This window comes from Oribacterium sp. P9, from assembly GCF_046365365.1.
Classification (GTDB): Bacteria; Bacillota; Clostridia; order Lachnospirales; family Lachnospiraceae; genus Oribacterium.
The window spans coordinates 113,357-139,105 of the sequence record NZ_JBKEIS010000003.1; the positions used below are offsets into that span (position 1 = coordinate 113,357).

Here is a 25,749-nt window from a genome sequence, read left to right on the forward strand (position 1 = left end):
GTGGCATTTATGACAGAGAAGAAACCAGTTTTACTGATGATTCTTGATGGATATGGTATCAACCCGAATCCAGAGGGAAATGCAATTGCGATGGCGGATACACCGGTGATGGATCGGCTTGAGAAAGAGTATCCGTTCGTAGAGGGTCAGGCTTCCGGACTGTATGTAGGTCTTCCAGATGGTCAGATGGGTAACTCCGAGGTAGGCCACATGAATATGGGTGCCGGTCGGATCGTTTATCAGGACCTCACGAGAATCACGAAGTCCATCCAGGATGGCGATTTCTTTACGAATCCGGAGCTCGTGGCAGCGGTTGAAAACTGCAAGAAGAATGGCTCCGCACTGAACCTGATGGGTCTCGTTTCAAACGGCGGTGTACATTCTCACCTCGAGCATATCTTCGGTCTTCTCGAGCTTGCGAAGCGTCATGGCTTAACGAAGGTATATCTCTATGCCTTCCTCGATGGTCGTGATACACCACCAGATTCCGGTAAGGCGTTCCTCGAGGAGGTCGAGGCGAAGATGGCAGAGCTCGGTGTCGGTGAGATCGCGATGATCTCCGGCCGTTACTATGCGATGGACCGTGATAAGAACTACGATCGTGTCGAGAAGGCATACGATGCGATGACGAAGGGGATCGGTCACCACTTCGCGTCCGTATCCGAGGCGATGCAGAGCTCCTATGATGAGAAGGTATACGATGAGTTCGTGGTTCCGTGCGTGATCGAGAAGGAGGGCGCTCCGAGACATATGATTCAGGATGGTGATTCCTGCATCTTCTTCAACTTCCGTCCGGACCGTGCACGTGAGATGACCCACTGCTTCTGTGATGATGAGTTCAGCTTCTTCGAGAGAGGAAAGCGTCTCGATACTACGTTTGTATGCTTCACCGATTATGATGCGACCATCCCGAACAAGCAGATCGCGTTCCCGAAGCAGAGCATCACGAAGACCCTCGGTGAGTATGTTGCATCGCTTGGTTTAAAGCAGCTTCGTATCGCAGAGACCGAGAAGTATGCACACGTTACCTTCTTCTTTAACGGTGGCGTCGAGGAGCCGAATGCCGGTGAGGATCGTATCCTCGTTCCGTCTCCGAAGGACGTTCCGACCTACGATCTGAAGCCGCAGATGTCCTGCCCTGAGGTGTGCGAGAAGCTGGTGGAGGCGATCAAGTCCGGGAAGTATGACATGATCATCGCAAACTTCGCCAACCCGGATATGGTCGGTCATACCGGTGTGATTCCAGCGGCTGTAAAGGCCATCGAGGTGGTGGATCATGCCGTCGGAGAGGTTGTAGATGCCATCAAGGAGGTCGGCGGTCAGATGATGATCGTCGCCGATCATGGTAATGCCGATATGATGATCAACTATGAGACCGGCGAGCCATGGACCGCACATACCACGAATCCGGTTCCGTTCATTCTGATCAATTCGAATCCGAACTGGAAGCTTCGTGAGGGTGGCGCACTCTGCGATATCGCACCGACACTGCTCCAGATGATGGAGATCCCGCAGCCGGAGGAGATGAGCGGCAAGTCTCTCATCGTTGAAAAGTAAGCGCTGCTGAGCTGCCGTGCCGTCCGGCTTCGGCCTCACGGCACTGTACAGAGAGTTTGAGGTAAATATATATGAACGTTGGCGTTTCAACTGATTCCGGTAGTGGTATCACACCACAGGAGAGTGCAGAGCTCGGCATCCGTGTCGTCCCGATGCCTTTCCGGATCGATGATCAGGAATATTACGAAAACATCAACCTTACAAGAGAAGAGTTCTTCGAAAAGCTGAAGAATGATCATGACATCGCGACATCGCAGCCGAGCATGGAGGATGTGATGAAGGTCTGGGACGAGCTCCTCGAGACCTGTGACCAGATCGTGCATGTGCCGCTGAGCTCGGGACTGTCCGGTTCGACACAGACAGCGATGATGCTGGCGCAGGATGAGAAGTACGAGGGACGTGTATTCGTGCCGGACGATCGTGGTGTATCGGTCGTACAGCGTCAGGCTGCGATCTTTGCGACGGAGCTCGCTGCACGCGGCTATGATGGACAGCAGATCTGCGATATCCTGAACCGTGATGCGGAGCAGAACCAGATCTATGTCGGTGTGGATACACTGAAGTACCTGAAGAAGGGTGGACGTATCACACCGGTGGCCGCTGCCATCGGCACACTGCTCCATATCAAACCGGTGCTCGGCATCACAAACGGAGGAAAGCTTGATTCCTATACGAAGGTGCGGACGACCCGTCAGGTGAAGGATGCGATCATCAAGGGACTGAAGAGCGAGCTGGAAGGTCGCCTCGGCGATCCGGAGATGAAGAACTGCTATGTCGCGATCGCCTATACGGATAATCCGGAGCAGGCGGCCGACTTCGCAGAGGAGCTGAAGGAAGCCTTTCCGGATCGACTGAATCCGGAGATCGCTGTTCGACCGCTGTCGCTGCTGATTTCCTGTCACATCGGCCAGGACGGACTGGGTGCAGCCGTCATCGAGCGTCCGGCTGAGCTGAATCCATAAAATAGTATGAAAATGAAAGAGGTCGGACCTTGATGGGTCCGGCCTCTTCTGCTATGATGCTCTTATGAATGTGAAACGACCGCTTCTTCTGATGGCCGTGGTGTATGTACTTGGAGTGTGCGTATCTGCCGGGGAATGTGGTTTCGTTCTGAGAGGGGCTGCGGTGATTCTGTCCGCATGCCTCGTTTTCCATGGGATAAAAAAGAAAACGCTTCGGAAGGGTGCGCTTGCACTCTTATTTGTGCTGTTCCTCGCCGGGGGTCTGCGCTATCGGATGGCAGCCCGCGCATTTCAGCGTTCGGAGGAACGGATCCGTATCTTCAGCGGGATGAAGGTGCGTCTGTGCGGAGAAGTGCAGGAATATACGGAGGCTGCGGGAAAGGCGAAGCTGCGCGTGCGAAACGCGCTGCTGTCGAGTGCGTACGGTGCGCGGGATACCCTGCCGGCTTCGGCCACCGCGGCGCTGCGGGCGCGCTATGATCAGCCAGTCGGGACGATCCTCGTCTACATGGAGACCGGGGATGCAGCGTCGCAGTCTGGAAAGTGGAGCGAGAAGGATCGTACATGCAGGGCGCAGTCACCGTCCGAAAAACAGGACAGGGATCCGACGGCAGATCGGCATCCGGAGGCGTCTCGGCCTCTGCCGGGGGAGCGGATCGAAGTGTATGGGAAGATCTCGCCGGTGGAAGCGCCGCGGAATGAGGGTGTGTTTGATTTTCGTCTGTACTATCGAACGATATCCGTGCAGGGTTCGATGTACGGGACATCCTTCCGGGTCATCGGAGGGGAGCCGAAGCCTTTTGCAAGGGGGCTGCAGGAGCTCCGACTTCGGATGGGGGATATCCTCGATCAGCTGCTGCCGCCACAGGACGCCGGCATTTACCGTGCACTGCTGACGGGAGATAAATCGGCCATGGATGAGGATATCCGATCCCTCTATCAGGAGAATGGCATCGCCCATATTCTCGCGGTTTCCGGCCTGCATCTGTCGATTCTGGGCCTCGGTGTCTATGAGCTGCTGCGGCACTTCGGCAGAAGTAAGGCCGTATCCGGCAGCGTCGCAGCTCTTCTGATCATATCCTACGGGATTCTGACGGGCTGCTCCGGCTCGGCTCTCCGGGCAGTGCTGATGCTGCTTCTGCGCTTTCTCGCTGCTGCCATCGGACGGAGCTATGATATGCTGACGGCGATGGCCGCGGCCGCACTCTTTCTCCTGTGGAAGGAGCCGTTCATGCTTTTCGGTGCAGGCTTCCAGCTGAGCTTTCTTGCGGTACTCGCCATCGGCCTCTGTCATGTCCTCCCGGCACCGAAGCATCCGCTCCTCGAGGGCCTGTGGCTCTCCTTTTATCTGCAGCTCCTGACGATGCCGGTGATTCTGTTTCACTATTTCCGCTTTCCGCTCTACGGGATCTTCCTGAATCTCATCGTACTGCCACTGATGGGCTGCGTGATCTACAGTGGCGTTTTCGCTGTCGGGCTCTTCGGACTGTCAGAGAAGCTCGCGACCATCGCCGTCGGTGGTGGACACTGGATACTTCGCCTGTATACGCTCCTCTGTACGCACTGCGCAGCACTTCCGTACAGCTCCCTGCTGCTCGGTCGACCGTCGATGCACAGTATCCTTCTTTACTATACAGCGCTCAGCGTTGTGACATGGGCGCTCGCGGAACGGCATGCAGCCGAACACGTCGGGCAGCAGCGTGTCCGGCGGTATCCTGTGCAAACGGAGATTCCGGTCCGGGAAAGCTCCGTATCGCAGAGCAGAAGGTCTCGATGGGTACAGCAGCTAAACATACTGCCGGATCCTGGGAAGCTGGCGTGTCGACTGCCACTCCCCTGCATCGTGCTGCCGTTGCTTCTTTCGATGCTGTGCCTTCCGGCGAAGCAGCCGCAGGGGCTCGAGATCACGGCACTGGATGTCGGACAGGGGGATGGCTTCATCCTGCGAAATCAGGGACTGGTGATGAGTGTGGATGGTGGTTCGACGAGTGACCAGCGCCTCGGGGAAAATGTACTCGTCCCGTATCTCGAGTCACAGGGAATAGGGCACATTGATCTCGCGCTGATTACGCACTGTGATGCGGATCACTATTCTGGAATACAGTATCTTCTTGAGGAGGAGCCGAAGATGAGCATCGGAGAGCTGTTACTGCCACGGGTGGCCATGCAGGATGCGCGTTATGATGCGCTTCGAGATGCAGCGGCTGCACGGGATGTGCGGATCCGGTACTTCGGACAGGGCGACTGCATTGACCTCGGCGAGGTGGAGATACGCGGATACTATCCGGTGGGGACGGAGAGGCTGGAGGTCGCGAACGATCACTCGATCGGGATGCTGCTGCGCGCGCCGGATTTTCAGATGCTGTTTACGGGGGATATGGACGAGGACTGTGAGCGACAGATGCTCGCGGCACTGTGGGAGGCCGATGCAGGCTACCCGAAGATCGATGTGCTGAAGGCGGGGCATCACGGCAGCCATACGAGCAGCTCGGAGGCACTCCTCGCCGCGCTCCGCCCGGACTATGCGATTCTCAGCTACGGTGTCGGAAACGATTACGGACACCCGCATGCAGAAACGCGGGAGAGGCTGCGACGCTACGACGTAAAGATGCTCGAGACCGGCGTGATGGGGGAAATCAGGATAACAGTTTCGTCAGAGGCCCTCCGAGGCCTCTGATATAAACAGAAATTAAGAAACCCTGCGGTGGGTTAACCGCAGGGCTTTGTGAGTAACGTTACTTACAAATATTTATTTTCAAGAACGACTTGAAAAAGCAGAAATCCTGTACATGATTTCTGTGCGCTTCGCGCAATCAGTTCATGGAAGCGACAGCCTTTGAGATGTGAGCAACCTTTCTGGAAGCGTTGTTAGCCTTATAGATGCCCTTGCTGTGTGCCATGCAAATCTTCTTCTGAGCCATCTTCAGAGCATCCTGAGCTGCTGCCTTATCGCCAGACTCAACTGCTGCGTATACTCTCTTGATGTATGTCTTAACCTCAGAACGAATAGCCTTGTTACGCTCGTTTCTAGCCTGAGCTACAAGAATTCTCTTCTTTGCGGACTTAATGTTTGCCATTGTGAAATCTCCTTTCCTTCAAATATCGTGTGGAGATCCGTCGGATCTCGGCGCTTTCAAATACCGGACACGGACAGTTTGAAAACACGCTAAACTATCATATATAAAACCCCCGCCGGTGTCAAGCTGAAAAGCACGTTTTTTCAGTCTCTCACGCGGACTACGTGTAACAGTTCAGATCGGCAGGAGACCCGGAGGGGGCGGCAATGGAGGCACAGTACTCCGAGACCGGTTCAATCTAAGCCGAGGCCCTTTAGCTGAACTGTGACATTCTGTTGGCAAAAGATGCAGGAGTATGTTAGTATATTTCCACGGAAAATACAAGAATCCGGGAACTGTCCCGGAAATTATATTTATATAGGTAGGAACATGGCAGACATCACAAACATCGATCAGAGTAAAATCAGAAACTTTTGCATCATCGCGCATATCGATCATGGTAAATCGACGCTGGCCGACCGGATCATCGAGAAGACGGGTACGCTGACGGCGCGTGAGATGCAGTCACAGGTGCTCGACAATATGGATATCGAGCGTGAGCGTGGCATCACGATCAAGTCACAGACGACGCGTATCGTCTATAAGGCACAGGATGGGGAGGAGTATATCTTTAACCTCATCGATACCCCGGGTCACGTCGACTTCAACTATGAGGTATCCCGTTCACTGGCAGCCTGTGATGGTGCGATTCTGATCGTCGATGCGACGCAGGGCATCCAGGCGCAGACGCTGGCAAACACCTATCTGGCGCTGGATCATGATCTCGAGATCCTTCCGGTGATCAATAAGATCGATCTTCCGTCGGCCGATCCGGATCGTGTGGCGGAGGAAATCGAGGATATCATCGGCATCGAGGCACATGATGCGCCGCGTATCTCGGCGAAGACCGGTGAAAATGTGGAGGAGGTCCTGGAGGCCATCGTGAAGAAACTGCCGGCACCGACCGGCTCGAAGGAAAAGCCGCTGCAGGCGCTGATCTTCGACTCCCTCTATGATAACTACCGTGGTGTTATCATCTTCTGTCGAATCAAGGAGGGTACGGTGAAGGTAGGTACCCGCATCCGTCTGATGGCGAGCAGTGCCGCCTTCGATGTAACCGAGGTCGGGTATTTCGGACCGGGCCGCTTCATCCCGTGTCCGGAGCTGAGTGCCGGTATGGTCGGCTACATCACAGCGTCGATCAAGGATATCCGTGATACCCGTGTCGGTGATACGGTGACCGATGATCGGAATCCGGCGGCAGAACCGCTGCCGGGCTATAAGCAGGTGCAGTCGATGGTATACTGTGGTATCTATCCGGCTGATACGATGAAGTATCCGGATCTCCGGGATGCCCTGGAAAAGCTGCAGCTGAACGATGCGGCACTTCAGTATGAGCCGGAGACCTCGCAGGCGCTCGGCTTCGGTTTCCGCTGCGGCTTCCTGGGCCTTCTGCACCTCGATGTCGTACAGGAGCGTCTGGAGAGAGAGTATGATCTCGACCTGGTGACGACGGCACCTTCGGTTGTCTACCATGTGTATAAGACCGACGGCACGATGATGGAGCTTTCGAACCCGGCGAACCTTCCGGATCCGTCTGAGATCGATCATATCGAAGAGCCAGTGGTCGATGTGGAGATCATGGTGACCCCGGAATTCATGGGTGCCATCATGCAGCTCTGCCAGGATCGTCGTGGCGTGTATAAGAGTACCGAGTACATCGAGGCGAACCGTGCGATTCTCAAGTATGAGATGCCGCTCAATGAGATCATCTATGATTTCTTCGATGCGATCAAGTCCCGTTCAAAGGGCTATGCATCCTATGATTATGAGCTCAAGGGCTACCAGACCTCGAAGATGGTGAAGCTTGATATCATGGTCAACCGTCAGGTCATCGATGCACTGAGCTTCATCGTTCATAAGGACTCGGCGTATGAGCGTGGAAAGAAGATGTGCGAGAAGCTGAAGAATGAGATTCCGCGTCAGCTTTTTGAAATTCCGCTGCAGGCGTCGATCGGTGGACAGATCGTCGCTCGTGAGAACATCCGCGCGATGCGAAAGGATGTCCTCGCGAAGTGCTATGGCGGTGATATCTCCCGTAAGAAGAAGCTGCTCGAGAAGCAGAAGGAAGGTAAGCGCCGGATGCGTCAGTTCGGTAATGTCGAGATCCCGCAGAGTGCGTTTATGTCGGTACTGAAGCTCGATTCAGAATAAAATGTGATGGCGCAGGCCGTGGCCCCGGAGGGCCAGCAGCAGAAACACAGTACGCCGAGCTCGGAAGACTCTAAAATCCCATCCATAAGAAGTACTAAGCCCTTCTAATGGATGGGATTTTGACTCTTCACGACCTCTTTGTATGGTTTCTGCTGTCGGCCCTCCGGGGCCGCAGCCTGTGTTATAACAGACATGAGTATTTTGTGTGCTTTTTGATTTGCATTCATTTTTTTCGAGGACTATACTAGCTCTAATCATGACGAGATGTCATAGCGAAAGGAGATACAGACAATGGCGAAGAAAGACCTTGACTGGGGAAATATCGGTTTCAGCTATCGTGTAACCGATAAGAGATATGTATCAAACTGGAAGGATGGAAACTGGGATGAGGGTGCCCTGATCTCGGATCCGAACGTGACCTTAAATGAGTCAGCCGGCATGCTTCAGTACTGCCAGCAGGTATTCGAGGGTATGAAGGCATATACCTGGGAGGATGGCTCGGTCGTATGCTTCCGTCCAGACCTCAATGCGGACAGAATGTATACGTCGGCACAGCGTATCGAGATGCCGCCGTTCCCGAAGGATCGTTTCCTTGATGCCATCGATCAGGTCGTAAAGGGAAACCTCGACTGGGTACCGCCATATGGCTCCGGTGCATCCCTTTACCTTCGTCCATATGAGTTCGCAACCGGTGTTGTCATCGGTGTAAAGCCGGCGGATGAGTATCAGTTCAGAGTATTTGCAACTCCGGTAGGACCATACTACAAGGGTGGCGCAACGCCGATCGCTATCCAGGTTTCGGATTTCGACCGTGCAGCACCTCATGGAACCGGTGCGGTAAAGGCTGGCCTCAACTATGCGATGAGCTTACACTCTTCTGTGCTTGCGCATAAGGCAGGCTTCGCGGAGAACCTCTACCTCGATGCAGCGACCAGAACCTATGTTGAGGAGACCGGTGGGTCCAATGCAATCTTCGTCGATGCAGATGGCAAGCTGGTTGTTCCGAAGTCACCGTCGATCCTTCCGTCCATCACCAGACGTTCGATCGTGTACATCGCAGAGCATTATCTCCACCTGACGGTCGATGAGCGTCCAGTGAAGTTCGAGGAGATCAAGGGATTCAAGGAGTGCGGTCTCTGCGGTACTGCAGCGGTTATTTCTCCGGTTGGTAAGATCGTAAACCACGAGGAGGTCATCGACTTTCCATCCGGTATGGAGAAGGCCGGCGAAGTCATCGGCGAGCTCTACGCAACCATCACCGGTATCCAGAGCGGCAAGATCGAAGCTCCGGAGGGCTGGATCCGTCACATCTGCTGATCGCGGACACCACTGAAATAATTAACTGGAAGTCAGTAAAAAGGAAACCGGAGGACTGTCTCCGGAAACCTTTAAGCTGAGGACGTGAAAAAAACAGAATCGGACCTTTTAGAGGCAGTTAGACATTTTTCCTAAGCACCCTCTGCAACGCGGAGTTCCCATCAAGGGAACTCCGTCGATTGCAGAGGGCTTACTGCCTCTTAAAGGTCCGATTCTAGTTTTTTCCGCCGCAGGCGACCAGGTCTTCGGAGACCGCCCTCCGGTTTTTTAGTCCAGCAGGAAATCGCTGAGGATGAAATTCGAGACGTCCATACCGCGCTCGGAAAAACGGTAGCGGTAGCCTTCGTGGATCAGAAGGCCTTCGTCGGTGTAGCGTTGCAGCTGCTCGCTGAAGACGGAATGAATATCGACCTGGAAGCGGGTCTTGAACTCGACCTCGGAGATGCCGGCGGTGCGGCGAAGCCCGAGAAACATAAACTCCTCCATCTGATCCTGCACGCGCTGTGTTGCATGCTCTGCGTGCAGTGTCGGGCAGCCCTGCCGAAGTTCTGAAGCCATGTCGAGTGCGAGGTACTGCGGAAAGCTTCGGAGATTGCTCCAGCGTTCGCCCTGGAAGCAGGAGGCAGCACCGAGACCGAAGCCGAGGTAAGGGATACCGGACCAGTAACCGTAGTTATGCCGGCATTCGTAGCCCGGCTTTGCATAGTTCGAGACCTCGTAGCGCTGGTAGCCGTAGCGCTCCGTCATCTCGCGGGTCAGCGCGTCGATGGCGGCCTGCGTATCCTCTGAAGGAAGTGCCAGCTTACCGGCCTCCTGCATTGCCCGAAACGGCGTCCCCTCCTCGACGATGAGGTTATAGATCGAGACATGCTCCGGCTTCAGCATGAGCACATGGCGGAGCGTCTCGCGCCAGGACTTCTCGGTCTGCCCCGGGATCTCGTCGATGAGGTCGATGTTGATGTTCCGGAAGCCCTCCATCCGCGCACTCTGGTAGCACTTCAGGAAGTCCTCGAAGAGGTGGAGACGACCGAGGGTGCGGAGCTCGTCGTTGTCGGCGGACTGGAGACCGATGGACAGACGGTTGATGCCGGCGTCGCGGTAGGCCGCAAATTTATACGCGATGGTCGAGGCCGGGTTACACTCGATGGTGATTTCGGCGCTCGGACGGACGGTATAGAAGCGGCGGATGTAATACATGATGCGTGAGATGTACTTCGGATCCAGCAGTGACGGGGTGCCGCCACCGATGAAGATGGTCGAGATCTCGTAGTTCGTCGCCAGCGCGGCACTTTCCCGAATCTCTGCACAGAGCTGATCGATGTAGGGTCCGTGCTCCGTTTCTTTCATCGGAAAAGAGAGGAAATCACAGTAATTGCACTTTCGTGCGCAGAATGGGATGTGGATGTACAGCTCGAGCTGCTGATGGTCGTTTGAATCGATAATCTTGTTGTCCAGCATGGTTTTCTCCTGAAAAATCTAAAGAATAATGTAACATAAGCGCCGGATTTCTGCAATTCACGTAACGGTGCCACTTTCCTGCGGTGGTGCATGCGCATAACAGCCATATAAAAAAGACATGCGCGCGCATGTCCTATTCTCCTTGCAATCTTTCCTTTGAAGGGGTATGATCATACACATATTTTTTGTTGGGAGAACGCGGCCTTTTTGCACGCTTTCATGCGTTGCCTCGAAAAAGAACGGCGGACTTCCTGTATTAAAGAGAGGTAAGAAAGATGACAGTAGCACAGATCGGAATGATGGTAGCCATGGTCCTGTACCTGGTCGGCATGCTCTTCATCGGATTCAAGGTATCCGATAAGAATGCGACGGCGGGGGACTTTTTCCTGGGCGGTCGTTCCCTGGGCCCCTTTGTGACGGCGATGTCGGCAGAGGCGTCGGATATGTCCTCCTGGCTGCTCATGGGCCTTCCGGGCCTCGCGTATCTCAGCGGCATCTCGGATCCGGGCTGGACCGCCATCGGTCTCGCACTCGGTACCTATATCAACTGGCTCGTCGTTGCGAAGCGTATCCGTATCTATACCGAGGTCAATGACTCCATCACGATTCCGGAGTTCTTCTCAAACCGTTATAATGACCGGAAGAAGATCCTGACCCTGATTGCGGCGGTGGTGATCGTTATTTTCTTTATCCCGTATACGGCGTCCGGCTTTGCTGCCTGCGGTAAGCTCTTCGGCAGTCTCTTCGGTGCAGACTATCATGTGGCGATGATCGCGAGTGCCTTCGTCATCGTCGGCTACACTTCCCTCGGCGGATTCCTCGCAGCGTCAACCACGGACTTCATCCAGAGCATCGTCATGTCGCTCGCACTTCTGATCGTCCTCGTCTTCGGTGTGCACAGAGCGGGTGGTTTCGCGGCCGTTCTCCAGAACGCATCTGGACTTAGTGGCTACCTCGATATGCTGCTGGTGTATGATCCGACGAGCGGGACCTCCAGCCCATACAGTCTCATCACCATCGTTTCGACGCTGGCATGGGGCCTCGGCTACTTCGGTATGCCGCATATCCTGCTTCGCTTCATGGCGATCGGTGATGATAAGAAGCTGAAGCTCTCGAGACGGATCGCGTCCGTATGGGTGGTGATCTCGATGAGCGTGGCGATCTTCATCGGTATCGTCGGCCTCGGTATGACGGCGGCCGGCGCGATCCCGAGCCTCGGCGGCAACCAGTCGGAGACCATCATCGTCGAGATCGCGAAGCTGCTTGCAACCCATGGCGTCCTGCCGGCACTGATCGCCGGTGTCGTCCTGTCCGGTATTCTGGCATCGACCATGTCGACCGCGGATTCACAGCTGCTTGCAGCGTCGAGCTCCATCGCAAACGATATTCTGACCGATGTGCTGCACATTCATCTCGATGAGAAGCAGCTTCTGTACGTGGCGCGTGTCTGCCTCCTGATGATCGCCGGTCTTTCCATCGGTATCGCATGGAATCCGGACAGCTCGGTTTTCCAGATCGTATCCTTCGCATGGGCGGGCTTCGGTGCTTCCTTCGGACCGGTTGTTCTCCTCGCGCTCTTCTGGAGACGCTCCAACAAGTATGGTGCGACCGCCGGTATGATCGCGGGTGGGTTCATGGTCTTCTTCTGGAAGTACAGCATCCGTCCGCTGGGCGGTCTCTGGAACATCTATGAGCTGCTTCCGGCCTTCCTTGTGGCGATTCTCGTGAACATCCTCGTGAGCCTCGCGACGCCGGCACCGAATGCGGAGGTGACCGCGGACTATGATGAGGTTCAGAAGCGCATTCGGAACCACTGATTCAGCATTCCATAAATTGAGACTGGGCCAATGCTTCTGTCGTGCTATAATGGTGGCACGCAAGGCATTGGCCTTATTTTGTATTCGGAAAATGAAACGGGACAGGATGATGTGACGTCGGAGGCATTGGCCTCCATACAGGGAGAGAAAAGGAACGATGGCGTACGGAAAGAAAGAGTCGAAAACGGAATATCTGGCACTGAATGAGGATCTGAAGGCGCTTCGCTTTCGGCCCTGCTACCTGCTCTACGGTTCGGAGGAGTATCTGAAGCTTTCTTATAAGAAACAGTTCCGTGCGGCCTTCGGCGGCGAGGAGGGGATGGCCTATACGTTTTATGATGGTGCACCGGATGTGCAGGAGCTGATCGATCTTCTGAATACGATTCCGTTTACCTTCGGAGAGAACACGGGGCGGCTCGTGATCATCAGCGGCAGTGAATGGTTCAAGAAGCCGGCACCGGAGAAGCTGCTGCACTATCTCGAGGATAGCGCGCACTATCCGGATACGGCACATCTCATGTTCATCGAGGGTGAGATCGATAAGCGCAGTAAGCTCTATAAGCTCGTGCAGAAGAACGGCTTCGCCTGTGAGCTCGGGGAGCAGGACCGCGCACAGCTCGGTCGCTGGGCGGCGCGGTATCTTACAATGGCGGGGAAGAAGATCCGGAATTCGACGATGGAGCTTTTCCTCGATAAGACCGGCACCAGCATGGATAACATCGCTTCAGAGATGGAGAAGCTGATCGCCTATACTGGTGTGCGGGACGTCATCGAGGACAGTGATGTCGAGGCGATCTGCTCGCAGAATGTCGAGGATCGTGTGTTTGACATGGTGTCTGAGATGGGACTCGGGCATACGAAGAAGGCGCTTCAGTACTACCGGGATCTGCTGACGTTGCAGGAGGCACCGATGCGTCTTTTGCATCTCATGCGCCGGAACTTCAATCAGCTGCTGCTCGCACGTGAGGCGATGGACAGGGATATGAGCGCCCAGGAAGCGGCGGCGTATGTCGGTGTGAGTCCGTGGATCTACCGGAAGCTCACGGATCAGGCGCGGCAGTACTCACGCCATGGTATCGAGGACTATATCCGACGCTTCTATGAATATGATGAAGCCATCAAGAGTGGGAATCTGACGGACCAGATGGCCGTCGAGCTGTTGCTCACCACGTAAGACCGACAGAAAAACGTAAGTTGACGGTTTTTCAGATCTGTATTATGGTTCTTATAGTAATCGTGCACAAAGTGGGAGATTTCTGTGGAAAAAACACAGTTTCTACCTGAAAAGTGCACCCGACTCCCTTATTTTCAGGAGGAAAAGGATGAAAAAGAATCATGTGTGGAGGACGCTTCTGACCCTCTGCCTCGCCACCTGCTTTGCGATACCTGCATGGGCGGAAGCGCAGGTCGGTCCGGCATGGGTGGATGGCGTTTCCATCAGTGAGCTGAGTCAGTCGACTTATTACACAGGCACGATGAACCCGCAGGATACAACGACGACAGATGGTGCAGAAAGGCCGGTTCTGGTGACCGCGCGAAGCGGACGCAAGGGAAAAAGTACCACCACGCCGGCTGCGGAGAGCACGACCGTGACGACAGGGACAGCGTCATCTGCAGAGAGCCCGGCGCCGGTTGCGAATGCTTCTTCAGGAAGCGCGATCGCGACGACGGCAGCAGCGGGCAGCGCGACGGATCCGTCCACAGCACTGCAGGAGAAACTGGCGGCAGAGCAGGCGGAGGCAGCGGACCTGGCGGCACAGATCGCACAGGAGGAAGCAGCGGCGAGCGTCGGTACGCGTACAGGCGAAACACCGATCGGGGCCGTCGTGACCGAGGAGTCCACGAAGTATACGAAGGGCAGCTCCCTCGGCATCTTCCAGATCACCGGCTACTACGGAAATGGAAAAACCAATTCCGGCACCTGGCCGAAGGCAGATCATACGATCGCGGCGGATACGACCATCCTGCCGATGGGGACGAAGGTTTTCATTCATCATACGGTGTATACGGTTGAGGATATCGGCAGTGCCGTGAAGGGAAATCTGATTGATATCTACTACAACAGCTACGAAGAAGCCTTCGGTGTGACCGCCCTCGGACACCGTTTCGCAGAGGTTTTCGTGGCCGTTCCGAAGAGCTGAAGCGGGACATCGATCTCCTCGCGGATGCACGAAACAGGCGCTGAGATTCGTCCCGATACAGCTGCCGGAGCAAGACGAAACAGGGGGTGTTTTCATCCGTTTATTTCGGTCTTGAAGAGGACGCGGGAAGCGAAAAAACAGTAAAATAAAGACTTGAAAAAAGTGAAAAATCACACGCAAATGCGTGATTTTTCACTTTTTTAATTCTTACGATCTTATAAACTTTTTATAATCACACACTCGACTCTCCGATGAAATAATGCGCAGTCATACGCGTATAAGCGTATGACTGATAGATGAGGGGCTTGACAATTTTTTGGATTTATCCGTATACTTTCGTGCGTTGAGCTCGCTCCGATCCGGAGCTCTTCGTTCATGCCGGTTCATGTGAGAAAAAACGGAAAGAGAAGTTAGAGACACCGGCGCACACACAGGAGGTTATTTTGAGTTTAAATCTACAGAAGCAGAGAGGTATGATCGGGAAGATGATGCTGCTCATCGTACTGATGATTCTTACGATGGCGATGTCCATGCGTACGTATGCAGATGAGAGCGCAAGCTCCGGCGTTTATGCATCTCAGAGCCTGGGCAATGTACTTTTCTTCAATACCAGCACCAACCCACACTTCACCACCGTACAGGAAACGTATGCTGCACAGGCAGTAGAAGAAGCGAAGCAGAAGCAGCAGGCGACACCGTTGTCGGGACAGACGGTGTCGATCGATGGCCGGCAGGCGACGCCGCTGGGGCGCTTCAAGCTGACAGGCTACTGCCCGTGCGCCAGATGCTCCGAGGGCTATGGTACACGTACCGCGACCGGCGCACGTGCGACCGCCGGCAGGACGGTTGCAGTCGACCCACGCGTGATTCCATATGGCACGCATCTTCTGATCAACGGCCATGAGTACGTCGCAGAGGACTGTGGCGGTGGAGTGCGTGGGGCACACATCGATGTGTTTTATAACACCCATGCGGAGGCGCGAAACATACTTGCGTATGCCGACGTATACGTCCTTCCGTAAGCGCTCTCGATTCGACGGAATTTAAAAAACAGAATATCGTGAAGAAGGGGAGCTGGCCATAGCGGTCGGCTCCCTTTCTTCACGATTTTTTCACAAATTCATCGAGGCTAATCCTTGACATCATTCCAAAATCGAGTAATATAGCAAATAGATGTTAGCACTCCGATATTTCGAGTGCTAACAGGCGAAGAGGAGGTGGCAGAGATGGAGCTGGATCAGCGTAAGGTGGTCATCCTTACAACGATTATTAAAAACTATCTGGAGACCGGTGAACCGGTCGGCTCGCGTACGATCAGCAAGTATTCCGGACTCAGCCTTAGTTCTGCTACGATCCGTAACGAGATGAGCGACCTCGAGGAAATGGGCTACATCATGCAGCCGCATACCTCCGCCGGTCGTATCCCGAGTGATAAGGGATACCGCTTCTATGTCGATCAGCTGATGGAGCATCATCAGCATGAAATCGATGATGTGAAAACGGAGATGTTCGAGAAGGTCGATAAGCTGGAGACGACCCTGAAGCAGCTCGTAAAGAACCTGGCACAGGATACTAACTACGCTGCGGTGGTCACCGAGCCGTCGATCCATACGAATAAGATCAAGTTCATCCAGACGTCGATCGTGGATGCGAGAAGAGTGCTTCTCGTCATCATGATGCAGGGCAACATCGTTCGAACCGCAACGGTGATGCTGAGCGGACAGGATGAGCTGGACTTTAACCGTATGCTGAGTATCAACATGCTCCTGAACGACACACTGGATGGCCTGAGTGGTGAAGAAATCACCGAGGGGCGGATCGGACAGATCCTCGCCCGGACACAGCATAAGGATGCAGTGGGTGCGATCCTTCAGGCAATCATCAACATACTGGATATCCGATCCGGGGATGCACGCATCTATACGTCCGGTGCTACGAATATTTTCAAGTATCCGGAGCTCACGGAGTCGGACAATGCTTCCCGCCTTATCAATGCCTTCGAATCGAAGGATGAGCTCGCCGAGCTGGTCCATGAAGTGCAGGGAAACGAGCCGGAAAAGAAAAATCAGATTCAGGTATACATCGGCAGTGAATCGCCGATGGAAAACATGGCGGACTGCTCCGTGGTCACCGCAAATTACGAGCTCGGTAACGGGCTTCGAGGAACGATCGGTGTCATCGGACCGAAACGCATGGATTACGAAAAAGTGCTGGAGGTTCTCTCGAAGATTCAGGGAGAGATGGATCAGGCATTTCGGTCATAGAGATGTACAGAGAATGAACGGAACATCCGGACAGGATGTGATAGGAGGTTATCTTGATAGACGAAGAGTTAAAGAAGTCTTCTGAGGAGCAGGGCACCGAGGAGACCAATGCAGGAAAGACGGCGGAGCAGGAAGCTCCGGCAGCAGATGCTGTGAAGGATACAGAAACGAAGGAAAGCAATGCAAAGGATGCCGGAGAGGCAGAGAGCGCTGAGCAGAGTGCGACACCGGAAGCTTCGGATGCAGAAACTGAAAAGCTGAAAAAGAAGTATGAGGACGCGCTGGCAGAGCAGAAGGATAAGTACATCCGCCTCTATGCCGAGTTTGATAATTACCGTAAGCGGACCGAGAAGGAGAAGTCACAGAACTTCGATTTCGGTGCACGAGAGGTCATCGAGAAGCTGCTTCCAGTGGTCGATAATTTCGAGCGTGCGCTCGGTACCGTCGATCCGGAGGATGAGGACGACGCCTTTACGAAGGGCGTACGCGGCATCTATAAGCAGCTTGAGAAGATGTTTGAGGACCTCGATGTAAAGGCCATTCCGGCGGAGGGCGAGAAGTTCGATCCGAACCTGCACAACGCCGTGATGACGGATACTGAGAGTGATGCCGAAGAGGATACGATCACCCAGGACCTGATGAAGGGCTATACCTACAAGGGCCAGGTGGTTCGTCACTCGATGGTCAAGGTTAAAAAATAAAGTATGTTCATTCCGCCGGGAAACCGGCGTTTGAAGCACCTTCACCAGAGCGCGGAAGCAATCCGGTGATGGCAAGTAGATAGATTACAAGTTTTTATAATTTCGTTTTAGATAAAGGAGATATCGTTATGGGAAAGATTATTGGTATTGACTTAGGTACGACAAACAGCTGCGTAGCCGTTATGGAAGGTGGTAAGCCGACCGTCATCGCAAACGCAGAGGGTATGAGAACAACCCCGTCGGTCGTTGCTTTTACAAAGAATGGTGAGCGTCTCGTCGGTGAGCCTGCAAAGCGTCAGGCCGTCACCAACGCAGATCGTACCATCTCTTCCATCAAGAGACATATGGGTTCAGACTATAAGGTAAGCATCGACGGTAAGGACTATACCCCGCAGGAGATTTCTGCGATGATCCTCCAGAAGCTGAAGGCAGATGCAGAGGCATACCTCGGTGAGAAGGTAAGCGAGGCAGTCATCACGGTTCCGGCATACTTCAATGATGCACAGCGTCAGGCAACCAAGGATGCTGGTAAGATCGCCGGCCTCGATGTAAAGCGTATCATCAACGAGCCGACCGCAGCTGCACTTGCATACGGCCTCGATGAGGGCGACGAGCAGAAGGTTATGGTATATGACCTCGGTGGTGGTACCTTCGATGTATCGATCATCGATATCGGTGACGGTGTCATCGAGGTTCTTTCAACCAACGGTGATACCCGCCTCGGTGGTGATGACTACGATGCACGTATCCAGAACTGGATGATTGAGGAGTTCAAGAAGGCAGAGGGCGTCGACCTCAGCCAGGATAAGATGGCCGTTCAGAGACTGAAGGAAGCCGCTGAGAAGGCAAAGAAGGAGCTTTCTGCTTCGACCACCACGGAGATCAACCTTCCGTTCATCACGGCAACCGCAGAGGGCCCGAAGCACCTCGATATGACGCTTACGAGAGCGAAGTTTGAGGAGCTGACCGCAGACCTCACTGAGAGAACCGCTGTTCCGGTACAGAATGCACTTCGTGATGCAGGTATGACGGCCGCAGAGCTTTCAAAGGTTCTTCTCGTCGGTGGTTCGACGCGTATGCCGGTTGCACAGGAGAAGGTAAAGCAGCTGACCGGTAAGGAGCCGAGCAAGACCCTGAACCCGGATGAGTGCGTAGCTATCGGTGCGGCGATCCAGGGTGGTAAGCTCGCCGGTGATGCCGGTGCCGGTGATGTTCTTCTTCTCGATGTAACACCGCTGACACTTTCCATCGAGACCCTCGGTGGTGTGGCAACACCGCTCATCAAGAGAAATACAACCATTCCTACCCATGCTTCTCAGGTATTCTCTACCGCAGAGGATAACCAGACCGCTGTAGACATTCATGTCGTACAGGGTGAGCGTGAGTTCGCAAGAGATAACAAGACCCTCGGCCAGTTCCGTCTGGATGGTATCCTCCCGGCACGTCGTGGCGTTCCGAAGATCGAGGTATGCTTCGATATCGATGCGAACGGTATCGTAAATGTATCCGCGAAGGATCAGGGTACCGGTAAGGAGCAGCACATCACCATCACCTCCGGTTCAAACATGAGCCAGGATGATATCGATAAGGCCGTAAAGGAAGCTGCTCAGTATGAGGCAGCCGACAAGGAGAAGAAGGAAGCCATCGAGACCAGAAATGGTGCAGATTCCATCGTCTTCCAGACCAAGAAGGCACTGGAAGAGGTTGGTGATAAGGTTTCTGCTTCCGATAAGTCTCAGGTTGAGGCGGATCTGAAGGCACTCGAGGATGTCCTCGCAGCAAATCCGCTCGAGTCCATCACGAAGGACGGCGCAGAGAAGATCAAGGCTGCACAGGAGACACTGATGAAGTCTTCGCAGTCCCTGTTCTCAAAGGTGTATGAGCAGTCACAGGCTGCCGGTGCAGCAGGTCAGGCTGGCCCTCAGGGCGCAGCAGATCAGGGTGCAGCAAACAGCAACAGCAACCCGGATGACAACGTAGTGGATGGCGATTTCAAGGAAGTTTAATTCCTGAAAGACATACGGAAAGCCTCCGGCGCATGCGCCGGAGGCATACGTTCGTCTTGTGAGAAAGAAAATCAGCAGGAGATAGAAACACATGGCAGAAAAGCGTGATTACTATGAAGTCCTCGGCGTGGATAAAAACGCAGATGACGCAACGATAAAGAAGGCATTCCGTAAGCTTGCCAAGAAGTACCATCCGGATGCGAATCCAGGTGATAAGGAGGCGGAAGCCAGATTTAAGGAATGCAACGAGGCCTATGCAGTTCTTTCGGATCCGGAGAAGAGAAAGGCGTATGACACCTATGGCCATGCAGCCTTCGATCCGAACTCGGCAGCTGGTCAGAGTACAGGCTATGGTGGCTTCGACTTCGGTGGCATGGACTTCTCCGATATTTTCGGAGACCTGTTCGGCTTCGGCGGCCGTGGGGGATTCTCCTCCTATGGCGGTGCCAGTCGAGGAAACCAGCCGACCCGTGGTCAGTCGATCCGTACGAGTGTTCGTGTCAGCTTCGACGAGGCCATCAAGGGCTGTAAGAAGAACATCAAGATCCGGTATAAGGATACCTGCCCGAAGTGTAATGGTACGGGCGCGAAGCCGGGCACACAGCCGGAGACCTGTTCGAAGTGCGGCGGCCGTGGACAGGTGGTGATGACACAGCAGAGCATGTTCGGTACGGTGCAGCAGGTGGCGACCTGTCCGGACTGCCATGGCTCGGGTAAGATCATCAAGGAGAAGTGTCCGGACTGCCGTGGCGAGGGCTACATCGCGACGGAGAAGAACATCGAGCTGACGATCCCGGCCGGTATCGATGATGGACAGACCTTGCGCCGTTCCGGTGGCGGTGATCCGGGAACCAATGGCGGTCCGAGAGGTGATCTTCTCGTCGATGTCGCGGTTTCCCAGCATCCGTTCTTCAAGCGACAGGGTACAAATATCTACTCGACCGAGGAGATCAGCTTCGCGACCGCGACACTCGGCGGTACGAAGGTGATCAAGACCGTGGATGGTCCGGTGGAGCTGAAGATCAAGCCGGGCACCCAGTCGGATACGAAGACGAGACTGCGTGGCAAGGGTGTACCGAGCCTGAGCAACCCGAATCTTCGAGGCGATCAGTATGTGACGATCGTCGTCAATATTCCGACGAAACTGAATAAAAAGCAGCGTGAGGCACTGAAGGCTTACGCGGAGGCCTGCGGCGAGACCGTAGACGCATGATGATACCCGATTCCCCGGAGGACTGCAGTAGCTGTCCTCCGGGGCTGTTTTTATAGATTCTTCCACTTTTCTGTATCGTCTGTTATAATAGCGGCGGTTTAACATCAGATTTCGTTTGATGCGATACGCGAGTACGCATGTGAGGAAGAAATGCATCATTTTTTTGTAGATAGAACAGACATCGATACCGAGGCACGGCTGGTGCGGCTCACGGGTGAGAATTACCGGCATCTCAGACAGGTGCTTCGGGCGAAGCCGGGGGAGAAGGTTCTGATTTCCGATGGCGAGGGGACGGACTATGAGTGCACGGTTTCAGAGATTCATGATGCGGACGGGTGCGCGGAGGCGGAGATGAGCGCGGAGGAGGTGCTGCTCCATATCGATTTCGTGGAGGAGATGCATGAGCTGCCGGCGGATATCTATCTGTTTCAGGGGCTTCCGAAGCAGGATAAGATGGAGCTCATCGTGCAGAAGGCCGTCGAACTCGGTGCCCATGCGGTGATCCCGCTCGATACGAAAAACACCGTCGTAAAGCTCGATGAGAAGCGGGCAGCGAAGAAGGTCGAGCGCTGGCAGGCGATCGCTGAGGCGGCTGCGAAGCAGTCGAAGCGTTCCATCATCCCGGAGGTGATGCCGGTCATGAAGTGGAAGGATGCCATGCGCTTCGTGGAAAACTTCGATCTCCGGCTGATCCCGTATGAAAACGCGAAGGATATCCGTCATACCATGGAGGAGCTTCGGAAGCTTCCGAAGCATGGAAAGATCGCGGTTTTCATCGGACCGGAGGGCGGATTTGCGGATGTGGAAATCGAGGATGCCATGGCGCATGGCATCGAGCCGATCACCCTCGGAAAACGCATTTTACGTACAGAAACAGCAGCAATCACCAGTATGAGCATCCTGATGCTGACCCTGGAATCGATCGAGGCGTAAGCCTGAAAAGCGAAAGCCGGTGAACATGTTTCGGGATATGTCACGGCCGTTCATAGAAAGACAGGACATAAACATGAGAGAAATTTATTTTGATAATTCTGCAACGACGAAGCCGTATCCGGAGGTTGTGGAGCTGATGATGAAGACCCTGACCGAGGATTACGGAAATCCGTCCTCGAAGCACACGAAGGGCTTCGACGCCGAGAAGTATTTCCGTCATGCGCGGGAGCAGGTGGCTGCGACCCTGAAGGTGAAGCCGAAGGAGATCTTCTTCACCTCCGGCGGCACGGAGTCAAACAATACCGTGATTTTCGGGACGGCGATGGCGAAGCGAAAGCAGGGAAAGCATATCATCTCTTCCGCGTTCGAGCATGCGGCGATCTACCGTCCGCTGGATGTGCTCGTCGAGCTCGGCTACGAGGTGACCTATCTTCCAGTGGATGCGAAGGGACATATTTCCCTCGATGATCTTCGTGCGGCGATCCGTCCAGATACCATCCTGGTGACGATCATGACCGTGAACAACGAGATGGGTGCGATCGAGCCGATCGAGGAGATCGGACGTGTCGTGAAGGAGTGTAATCCGAATACATGGTTCCACACGGATGCGATCCAGGCCTATGGCAAGATTCCACTTCGTCCGAAGCTGCAGCATGTTGATATGATGTCGGTATCCGGTCATAAGCTGCATGGCCCGAAGGGAGTCGGTTTTCTCTATAAGGACGAGAAGATCCGACTGCGCCCGCTGATTTATGGTGGCGGTCAGCAGGAGGATATGCGCTCCGGTACCCATGATGTTCCGGGCATCGCGGGCCTCGGTCTCGCCGCCGAGATGGCCTGCGCACATCTCGAGGAGAATAAGGCCTCCCTCGAGGCACTGAAGGACTACTTCATCGATTCTCTGGAAACCCTCGAGGGTGTCACCATCAATTCCGAGCGCGGCGCACTGTCCGCACCAAATATTCTCTCGGTATCCTTCGAGAAGGTGCGTGCGGAGGTACTGCTGCATGCACTCGAGGAGAAAGGCATCTATGTCAGCTCCGGTAGTGCCTGCTCCAGCAATCACCCGGGTATTTCCGGTGCGCTGAAGGCGATCGGTGTGAAGCCGGAGCTGCTGGACTCCACGATCCGTTTCTCCTTCGGTGCCGAAAATACGAAGGAAGAGGTCGATATCTGCATGGACGCGCTCCGTGAGCTGCTTCCGGTGCTTCGTCGTTTTACACGATTCTGACCCAAAAATCGAAGTGTCCTTTATAACACAGAAAGTGAATTTCTAGAAAGAGAGTAGAAGATGATCTGGAGAAAATTTACGATTCATACGACGACCGAGGCGGAGGATATCCTCAGTGCAAACCTGGCGGAGCTCGGCATTGACGGCGTACAGATCGAGGATCGCATCCCGCTGTCCGAGGAGGATACGAAGGGGATGTTTATCGATATCCTGCCGGAGATCGGACCGGATGACGGCACAGCGGAGGTAAGCTTCTATGTCGAGGTGCTGGATCCGGAGCAGAAGCAGGACCGGCTCACGAAGGTACAGAAGATGATGGAGGATCCAGCGGTCGACGCCAGCTACATGCCGAACACCTCAAACGTCTATACTCCGCAGGAGCTGAAGAAGCTGCTTCAGGAGGTGCAGGAAACCCTCGATGAGATGAAGCAGTATGTCGATATCGGCCTCGGCACGATCGATACCTCCGACACAGAGGATAAGGACTGGATCAATAACTGGAAGACCTTCTTCCACCCGTTTACCGTCGGGGATCTCCTGATCAAGCCGACCTGGGAAGCCGTTCCGGAGGAGGATCGGGATAAGCTCGTCATCGCGATCGATCCGGGTACCGCCTTCGGCACCGGCATGCATGAGACTACCCAGCTCTGCATCCGCCAGCTGCAGAAGTACATGCAGGCAGGTGATGAAATCGCGGATATCGGTACAGGCTCCGGTATCCTCGGCATCACCGCGCTGAAGCTCGGCGCCGGCCATGTCTACGGAACGGACCTCGATGAGGAAGCTGTGCCGGCGGTGCGCGATAATCTGCAGGCGAACGAGCTCCCGGAGAGCTGCTTCGATATGGTGGTGGCCAATGTGATCGGCGATGAGGATATCAAGACCCGGATGGGTCTCGGAAAGTACGACATCGTGGTGGCGAACATCCTGGCACCGGTCATCGTACTGCTGACTGCTGAGGTGGGACCGCTTCTTAAGAAGGGTGGCCTCTTCATCACCTCCGGTATCCTCGACCAGCGTGAGGCAGAGGTCCTCGAGGCTTTCCGCCAGCATGAGGACATCTGGGAGGTACTGGAAGTCAACCACCAGGGCGAGTGGGTCAATGTGACCGCACGCCGTAAGTGATCACATCAGAAAAACACATCAAAAAGGCGCCCCGTTCTCTGCGGGACGCCTTTTTCTGACCGTATCTGAATGGTGATTCGATGAAGATACGGATATGTTTCTTACTTGCCGTTACACCAGATGAGCTCGGCTTCGTTTACAGCCTTTTCAACCATCGGGATCATCGCGTCATACACGATCTGCTCGGAAGCGCGGATCTTCTCCGGTACCGGCTTCGTGACCGGATGCTTCGCGACGAAGATGGTGCAGCAGTCCTCAAACGGCTCGATGGAGGTTTCATACGTGCCGATCTTCTGGGCGATGTCGATGATCTCCTGCTTATCGAAGGCGATGACCGGACGGTAGACCGGAAGATGGCAGACCTCGTTGGTGCAGACGAGGGACTGCATGGTCTGGCTCGCAACCTGACCGATGGATTCACCGGTGATGAGTGCGATACAGTTTCGCTTCTCGGCGATGGCCTCGGCGATACGCATCATATAACGACGCATGATGATCGTCAGCTCCTCGTGCGGGCACTCCTCGTAGATCTTCAGCTGGATATCCGTGAAGTTGACGACATGCAGCGCGATCGGTCCTGTGTAGCGGGCGACTTCATTGGCCAGATCCACGACCTTCTGTTTCGCACGCTCGGAGGTGTATGGCGGTGCATGGAAGTAGGTCGCCTCGAGTACGGCACCACGACGTGAAATCATGTAGCCGGCCACCGGGCTGTCGATACCGCCGGAGAGGCAGAGCATCGCCTTGCCGTTTGTACCGAGCGGCATACCGCCGGCGCCCGGAAGCACCTCGGAGAAAATGTTGACATACTGACGGATCTCGACGCGAAGCAGCACATCCGGATGATGTACATCGACGGTGGTGTTCGGGTACTTCGTCAGGATATCGTAGCCGAGCTCAGCGTCGATTTCCGTGGAGCTCATCGGGAACTCCTTGTCGGCACGGGTCGTGCGGCACTTGAAGGTCAGCGTACGATCACCGTAGACCTCGCCGAAATACGTAAGCACCTGATCACTGATCGCACGATAGTCATGTGTGTTCTCCATCTGGATCATCGGGCAGATGCCGACGATACCGAAAACGTGCTGAAGTGCATCCACGGTCTCTTCGTAGTCATAGTTCTCCGACTTCGCCGTTACATAGATACGTCCGCGCTCACGGGTGACACGGAACTCACCCTCGACGCGCTCTAGCTTCTTCCGGATGTCATGCACGAGGGCATCCTCGAAGATATAACGATTCTTCCCCTTCGTGCCGATCTCCGCATACTTGATGAGAAAGCTCTGATACTGCATAAAACCTCTTTCTGTACAGGGATGAAGCGAGCCGCCGATGCTATCCGCACCGTGCCCGCCAGACAAAAAATGAGTACGCACCGAACAGCGCGCACTCATCATGATACTTGTTAATTTATCAGCTTAATGATACGATTACTGCGCGATGATATAAGGTGTCAGCGCATTGACGATCTCATCCATGCGACCTGCGTCCGCGTGAATGTTCAGATCGATCGGCTTGCTGAGGTCCAGGGAGAAGATACCCATGATGGACTTGGCATCGATTACATAGCGGCCTGATACGAGGTCGAAGTCAACATCAGTGAACTTCACGAGCTCATTGACAAAAGACTTTACTTTATCGATAGAATTAAGCGAGATACGAACGGTTTTCACGATTTAGTCCTCCTTAAAAATATTATTCATAATACAGATTAATTCTAGGAAAACGCTTATCAAAAGTCAATAGAATGGAAT

General features: G+C 54.4%; 20 protein-coding genes. 16 read left to right on the top strand and 4 right to left on the bottom strand.

The genetic code is table 11. From position 1 onward, the window contains the following. Positions 1 to 9 precede the first annotated feature (9 nt). From gpmI to ACK8P7_RS03895, 3 genes are all read left to right on the top strand, one after another. Positions 10 to 1,557 carry a 2,3-bisphosphoglycerate-independent phosphoglycerate mutase gene (gpmI, locus tag ACK8P7_RS03885; protein WP_410042916.1) on the top strand — a complete coding sequence of 516 codons (1,548 nt, stop codon included), beginning with the start codon at positions 10 to 12 and terminating at the stop codon, positions 1,555 to 1,557. Positions 1,558 to 1,628: 71 nt separating this feature from the next. Continuing rightward, on the top strand, positions 1,629 to 2,519 hold the full coding sequence (locus tag ACK8P7_RS03890; protein WP_410042917.1) for a DegV family protein: 891 nt from the start codon (positions 1,629 to 1,631) through the stop codon (positions 2,517 to 2,519). 64 nt (positions 2,520 to 2,583) lie between these two features. Next, positions 2,584 to 5,196: a ComEC/Rec2 family competence protein gene (locus ACK8P7_RS03895; RefSeq protein WP_410042918.1), complete on the top strand. Its 2,613-nt coding sequence runs from the start codon at positions 2,584 to 2,586 to the stop codon at positions 5,194 to 5,196. 136 nt (positions 5,197 to 5,332) lie between these two features. Here the strand turns inward: ACK8P7_RS03895 and rpsT are convergent, their stop codons facing one another. Continuing rightward, positions 5,333 to 5,596, bottom strand: a complete 264-nt coding sequence (gene rpsT, locus ACK8P7_RS03900) for a 30S ribosomal protein S20 (RefSeq protein WP_410042919.1) — start codon at positions 5,594 to 5,596, stop codon at positions 5,333 to 5,335. Between the two features lie 369 nt (positions 5,597 to 5,965). Here rpsT and lepA point away from each other — a divergent pair, with 369 nt between their 5' ends. Both lepA and ACK8P7_RS03910 read left to right on the top strand, forming a co-directional pair. Continuing rightward, positions 5,966 to 7,789: a translation elongation factor 4 gene (gene lepA / locus ACK8P7_RS03905; protein WP_410042920.1), complete on the top strand. Its 1,824-nt coding sequence runs from the start codon at positions 5,966 to 5,968 to the stop codon at positions 7,787 to 7,789. A 291-nt stretch (positions 7,790 to 8,080) separates the two neighbouring features. Beyond that, positions 8,081 to 9,106 carry a branched-chain amino acid aminotransferase gene (locus ACK8P7_RS03910; RefSeq protein WP_410042921.1) on the top strand — a complete coding sequence of 342 codons (1,026 nt, stop codon included), beginning with the start codon at positions 8,081 to 8,083 and terminating at the stop codon, positions 9,104 to 9,106. 267 nt (positions 9,107 to 9,373) lie between these two features. On the opposite strand, the gene hemW is transcribed toward ACK8P7_RS03910, so the two are convergent. Continuing rightward, positions 9,374 to 10,564 carry a radical SAM family heme chaperone HemW gene (gene hemW / locus ACK8P7_RS03915; RefSeq protein ID WP_410042922.1) on the bottom strand — a complete coding sequence of 397 codons (1,191 nt, stop codon included), beginning with the start codon at positions 10,562 to 10,564 and terminating at the stop codon, positions 9,374 to 9,376. A 275-nt stretch (positions 10,565 to 10,839) separates the two neighbouring features. Here hemW and ACK8P7_RS03920 point away from each other — a divergent pair, with 275 nt between their 5' ends. From ACK8P7_RS03920 to prmA, 11 genes are all read left to right on the top strand, one after another. Next, the gene (locus ACK8P7_RS03920; protein WP_410042923.1) at positions 10,840 to 12,381 is read left to right on the top strand and encodes a sodium/proline symporter; all 1,542 of its coding nucleotides are present in this window, start codon (positions 10,840 to 10,842) and stop codon (positions 12,379 to 12,381) included. Positions 12,382 to 12,538: 157 nt separating this feature from the next. Continuing rightward, positions 12,539 to 13,555, top strand: coding sequence for a DNA polymerase III subunit delta (gene holA / locus ACK8P7_RS03925; protein ID WP_410042924.1), 1,017 nt, complete (start codon positions 12,539 to 12,541; stop codon positions 13,553 to 13,555). 148 nt (positions 13,556 to 13,703) lie between these two features. After that, entirely contained in the window at positions 13,704 to 14,522 is an 819-nt protein-coding gene (locus ACK8P7_RS03930; protein ID WP_410042925.1) for a 3D domain-containing protein, read from the top strand. 443 nt (positions 14,523 to 14,965) lie between these two features. Then, complete coding sequence (locus tag ACK8P7_RS03935; RefSeq protein ID WP_410042926.1) at positions 14,966 to 15,544, top strand: 3D domain-containing protein; 579 nt, start codon at positions 14,966 to 14,968, stop codon at positions 15,542 to 15,544. Between the two features lie 204 nt (positions 15,545 to 15,748). Beyond that, positions 15,749 to 16,786 carry a heat-inducible transcriptional repressor HrcA gene (gene hrcA, locus ACK8P7_RS03940; protein ID WP_410042927.1) on the top strand — a complete coding sequence of 346 codons (1,038 nt, stop codon included), beginning with the start codon at positions 15,749 to 15,751 and terminating at the stop codon, positions 16,784 to 16,786. 53 nt (positions 16,787 to 16,839) lie between these two features. Then, positions 16,840 to 17,487, top strand: coding sequence for a nucleotide exchange factor GrpE (grpE, locus tag ACK8P7_RS03945; RefSeq protein ID WP_410042928.1), 648 nt, complete (start codon positions 16,840 to 16,842; stop codon positions 17,485 to 17,487). A 128-nt stretch (positions 17,488 to 17,615) separates the two neighbouring features. Then, complete coding sequence (dnaK, locus tag ACK8P7_RS03950) at positions 17,616 to 19,493, top strand: molecular chaperone DnaK (protein WP_410042929.1); 1,878 nt, start codon at positions 17,616 to 17,618, stop codon at positions 19,491 to 19,493. Positions 19,494 to 19,584: 91 nt separating this feature from the next. After that, the gene (dnaJ, locus tag ACK8P7_RS03955) at positions 19,585 to 20,706 is read left to right on the top strand and encodes a molecular chaperone DnaJ (protein ID WP_410042930.1); all 1,122 of its coding nucleotides are present in this window, start codon (positions 19,585 to 19,587) and stop codon (positions 20,704 to 20,706) included. 150 nt (positions 20,707 to 20,856) lie between these two features. Then, the gene (locus tag ACK8P7_RS03960) at positions 20,857 to 21,639 is read left to right on the top strand and encodes a 16S rRNA (uracil(1498)-N(3))-methyltransferase (RefSeq protein ID WP_410042931.1); all 783 of its coding nucleotides are present in this window, start codon (positions 20,857 to 20,859) and stop codon (positions 21,637 to 21,639) included. Positions 21,640 to 21,712: 73 nt separating this feature from the next. Beyond that, entirely contained in the window at positions 21,713 to 22,870 is a 1,158-nt protein-coding gene (locus ACK8P7_RS03965) for a cysteine desulfurase family protein (RefSeq protein ID WP_410042932.1), read from the top strand. A gap of 60 nt (positions 22,871 to 22,930) precedes the next feature. Beyond that, entirely contained in the window at positions 22,931 to 23,995 is a 1,065-nt protein-coding gene (prmA, locus tag ACK8P7_RS03970) for a 50S ribosomal protein L11 methyltransferase (protein WP_410042933.1), read from the top strand. Between the two features lie 101 nt (positions 23,996 to 24,096). On the opposite strand, the gene thiI is transcribed toward prmA, so the two are convergent. Together thiI and ACK8P7_RS03980 are read right to left on the bottom strand one after the other, a co-directional pair. After that, positions 24,097 to 25,290, bottom strand: a complete 1,194-nt coding sequence (gene thiI, locus ACK8P7_RS03975; RefSeq protein WP_410042934.1) for a tRNA uracil 4-sulfurtransferase ThiI — start codon at positions 25,288 to 25,290, stop codon at positions 24,097 to 24,099. 135 nt (positions 25,291 to 25,425) lie between these two features. Further along, positions 25,426 to 25,668 carry an HPr family phosphocarrier protein gene (locus tag ACK8P7_RS03980; RefSeq protein ID WP_410042935.1) on the bottom strand — a complete coding sequence of 81 codons (243 nt, stop codon included), beginning with the start codon at positions 25,666 to 25,668 and terminating at the stop codon, positions 25,426 to 25,428. Positions 25,669 to 25,749: the final 81 nt, after the last annotated feature.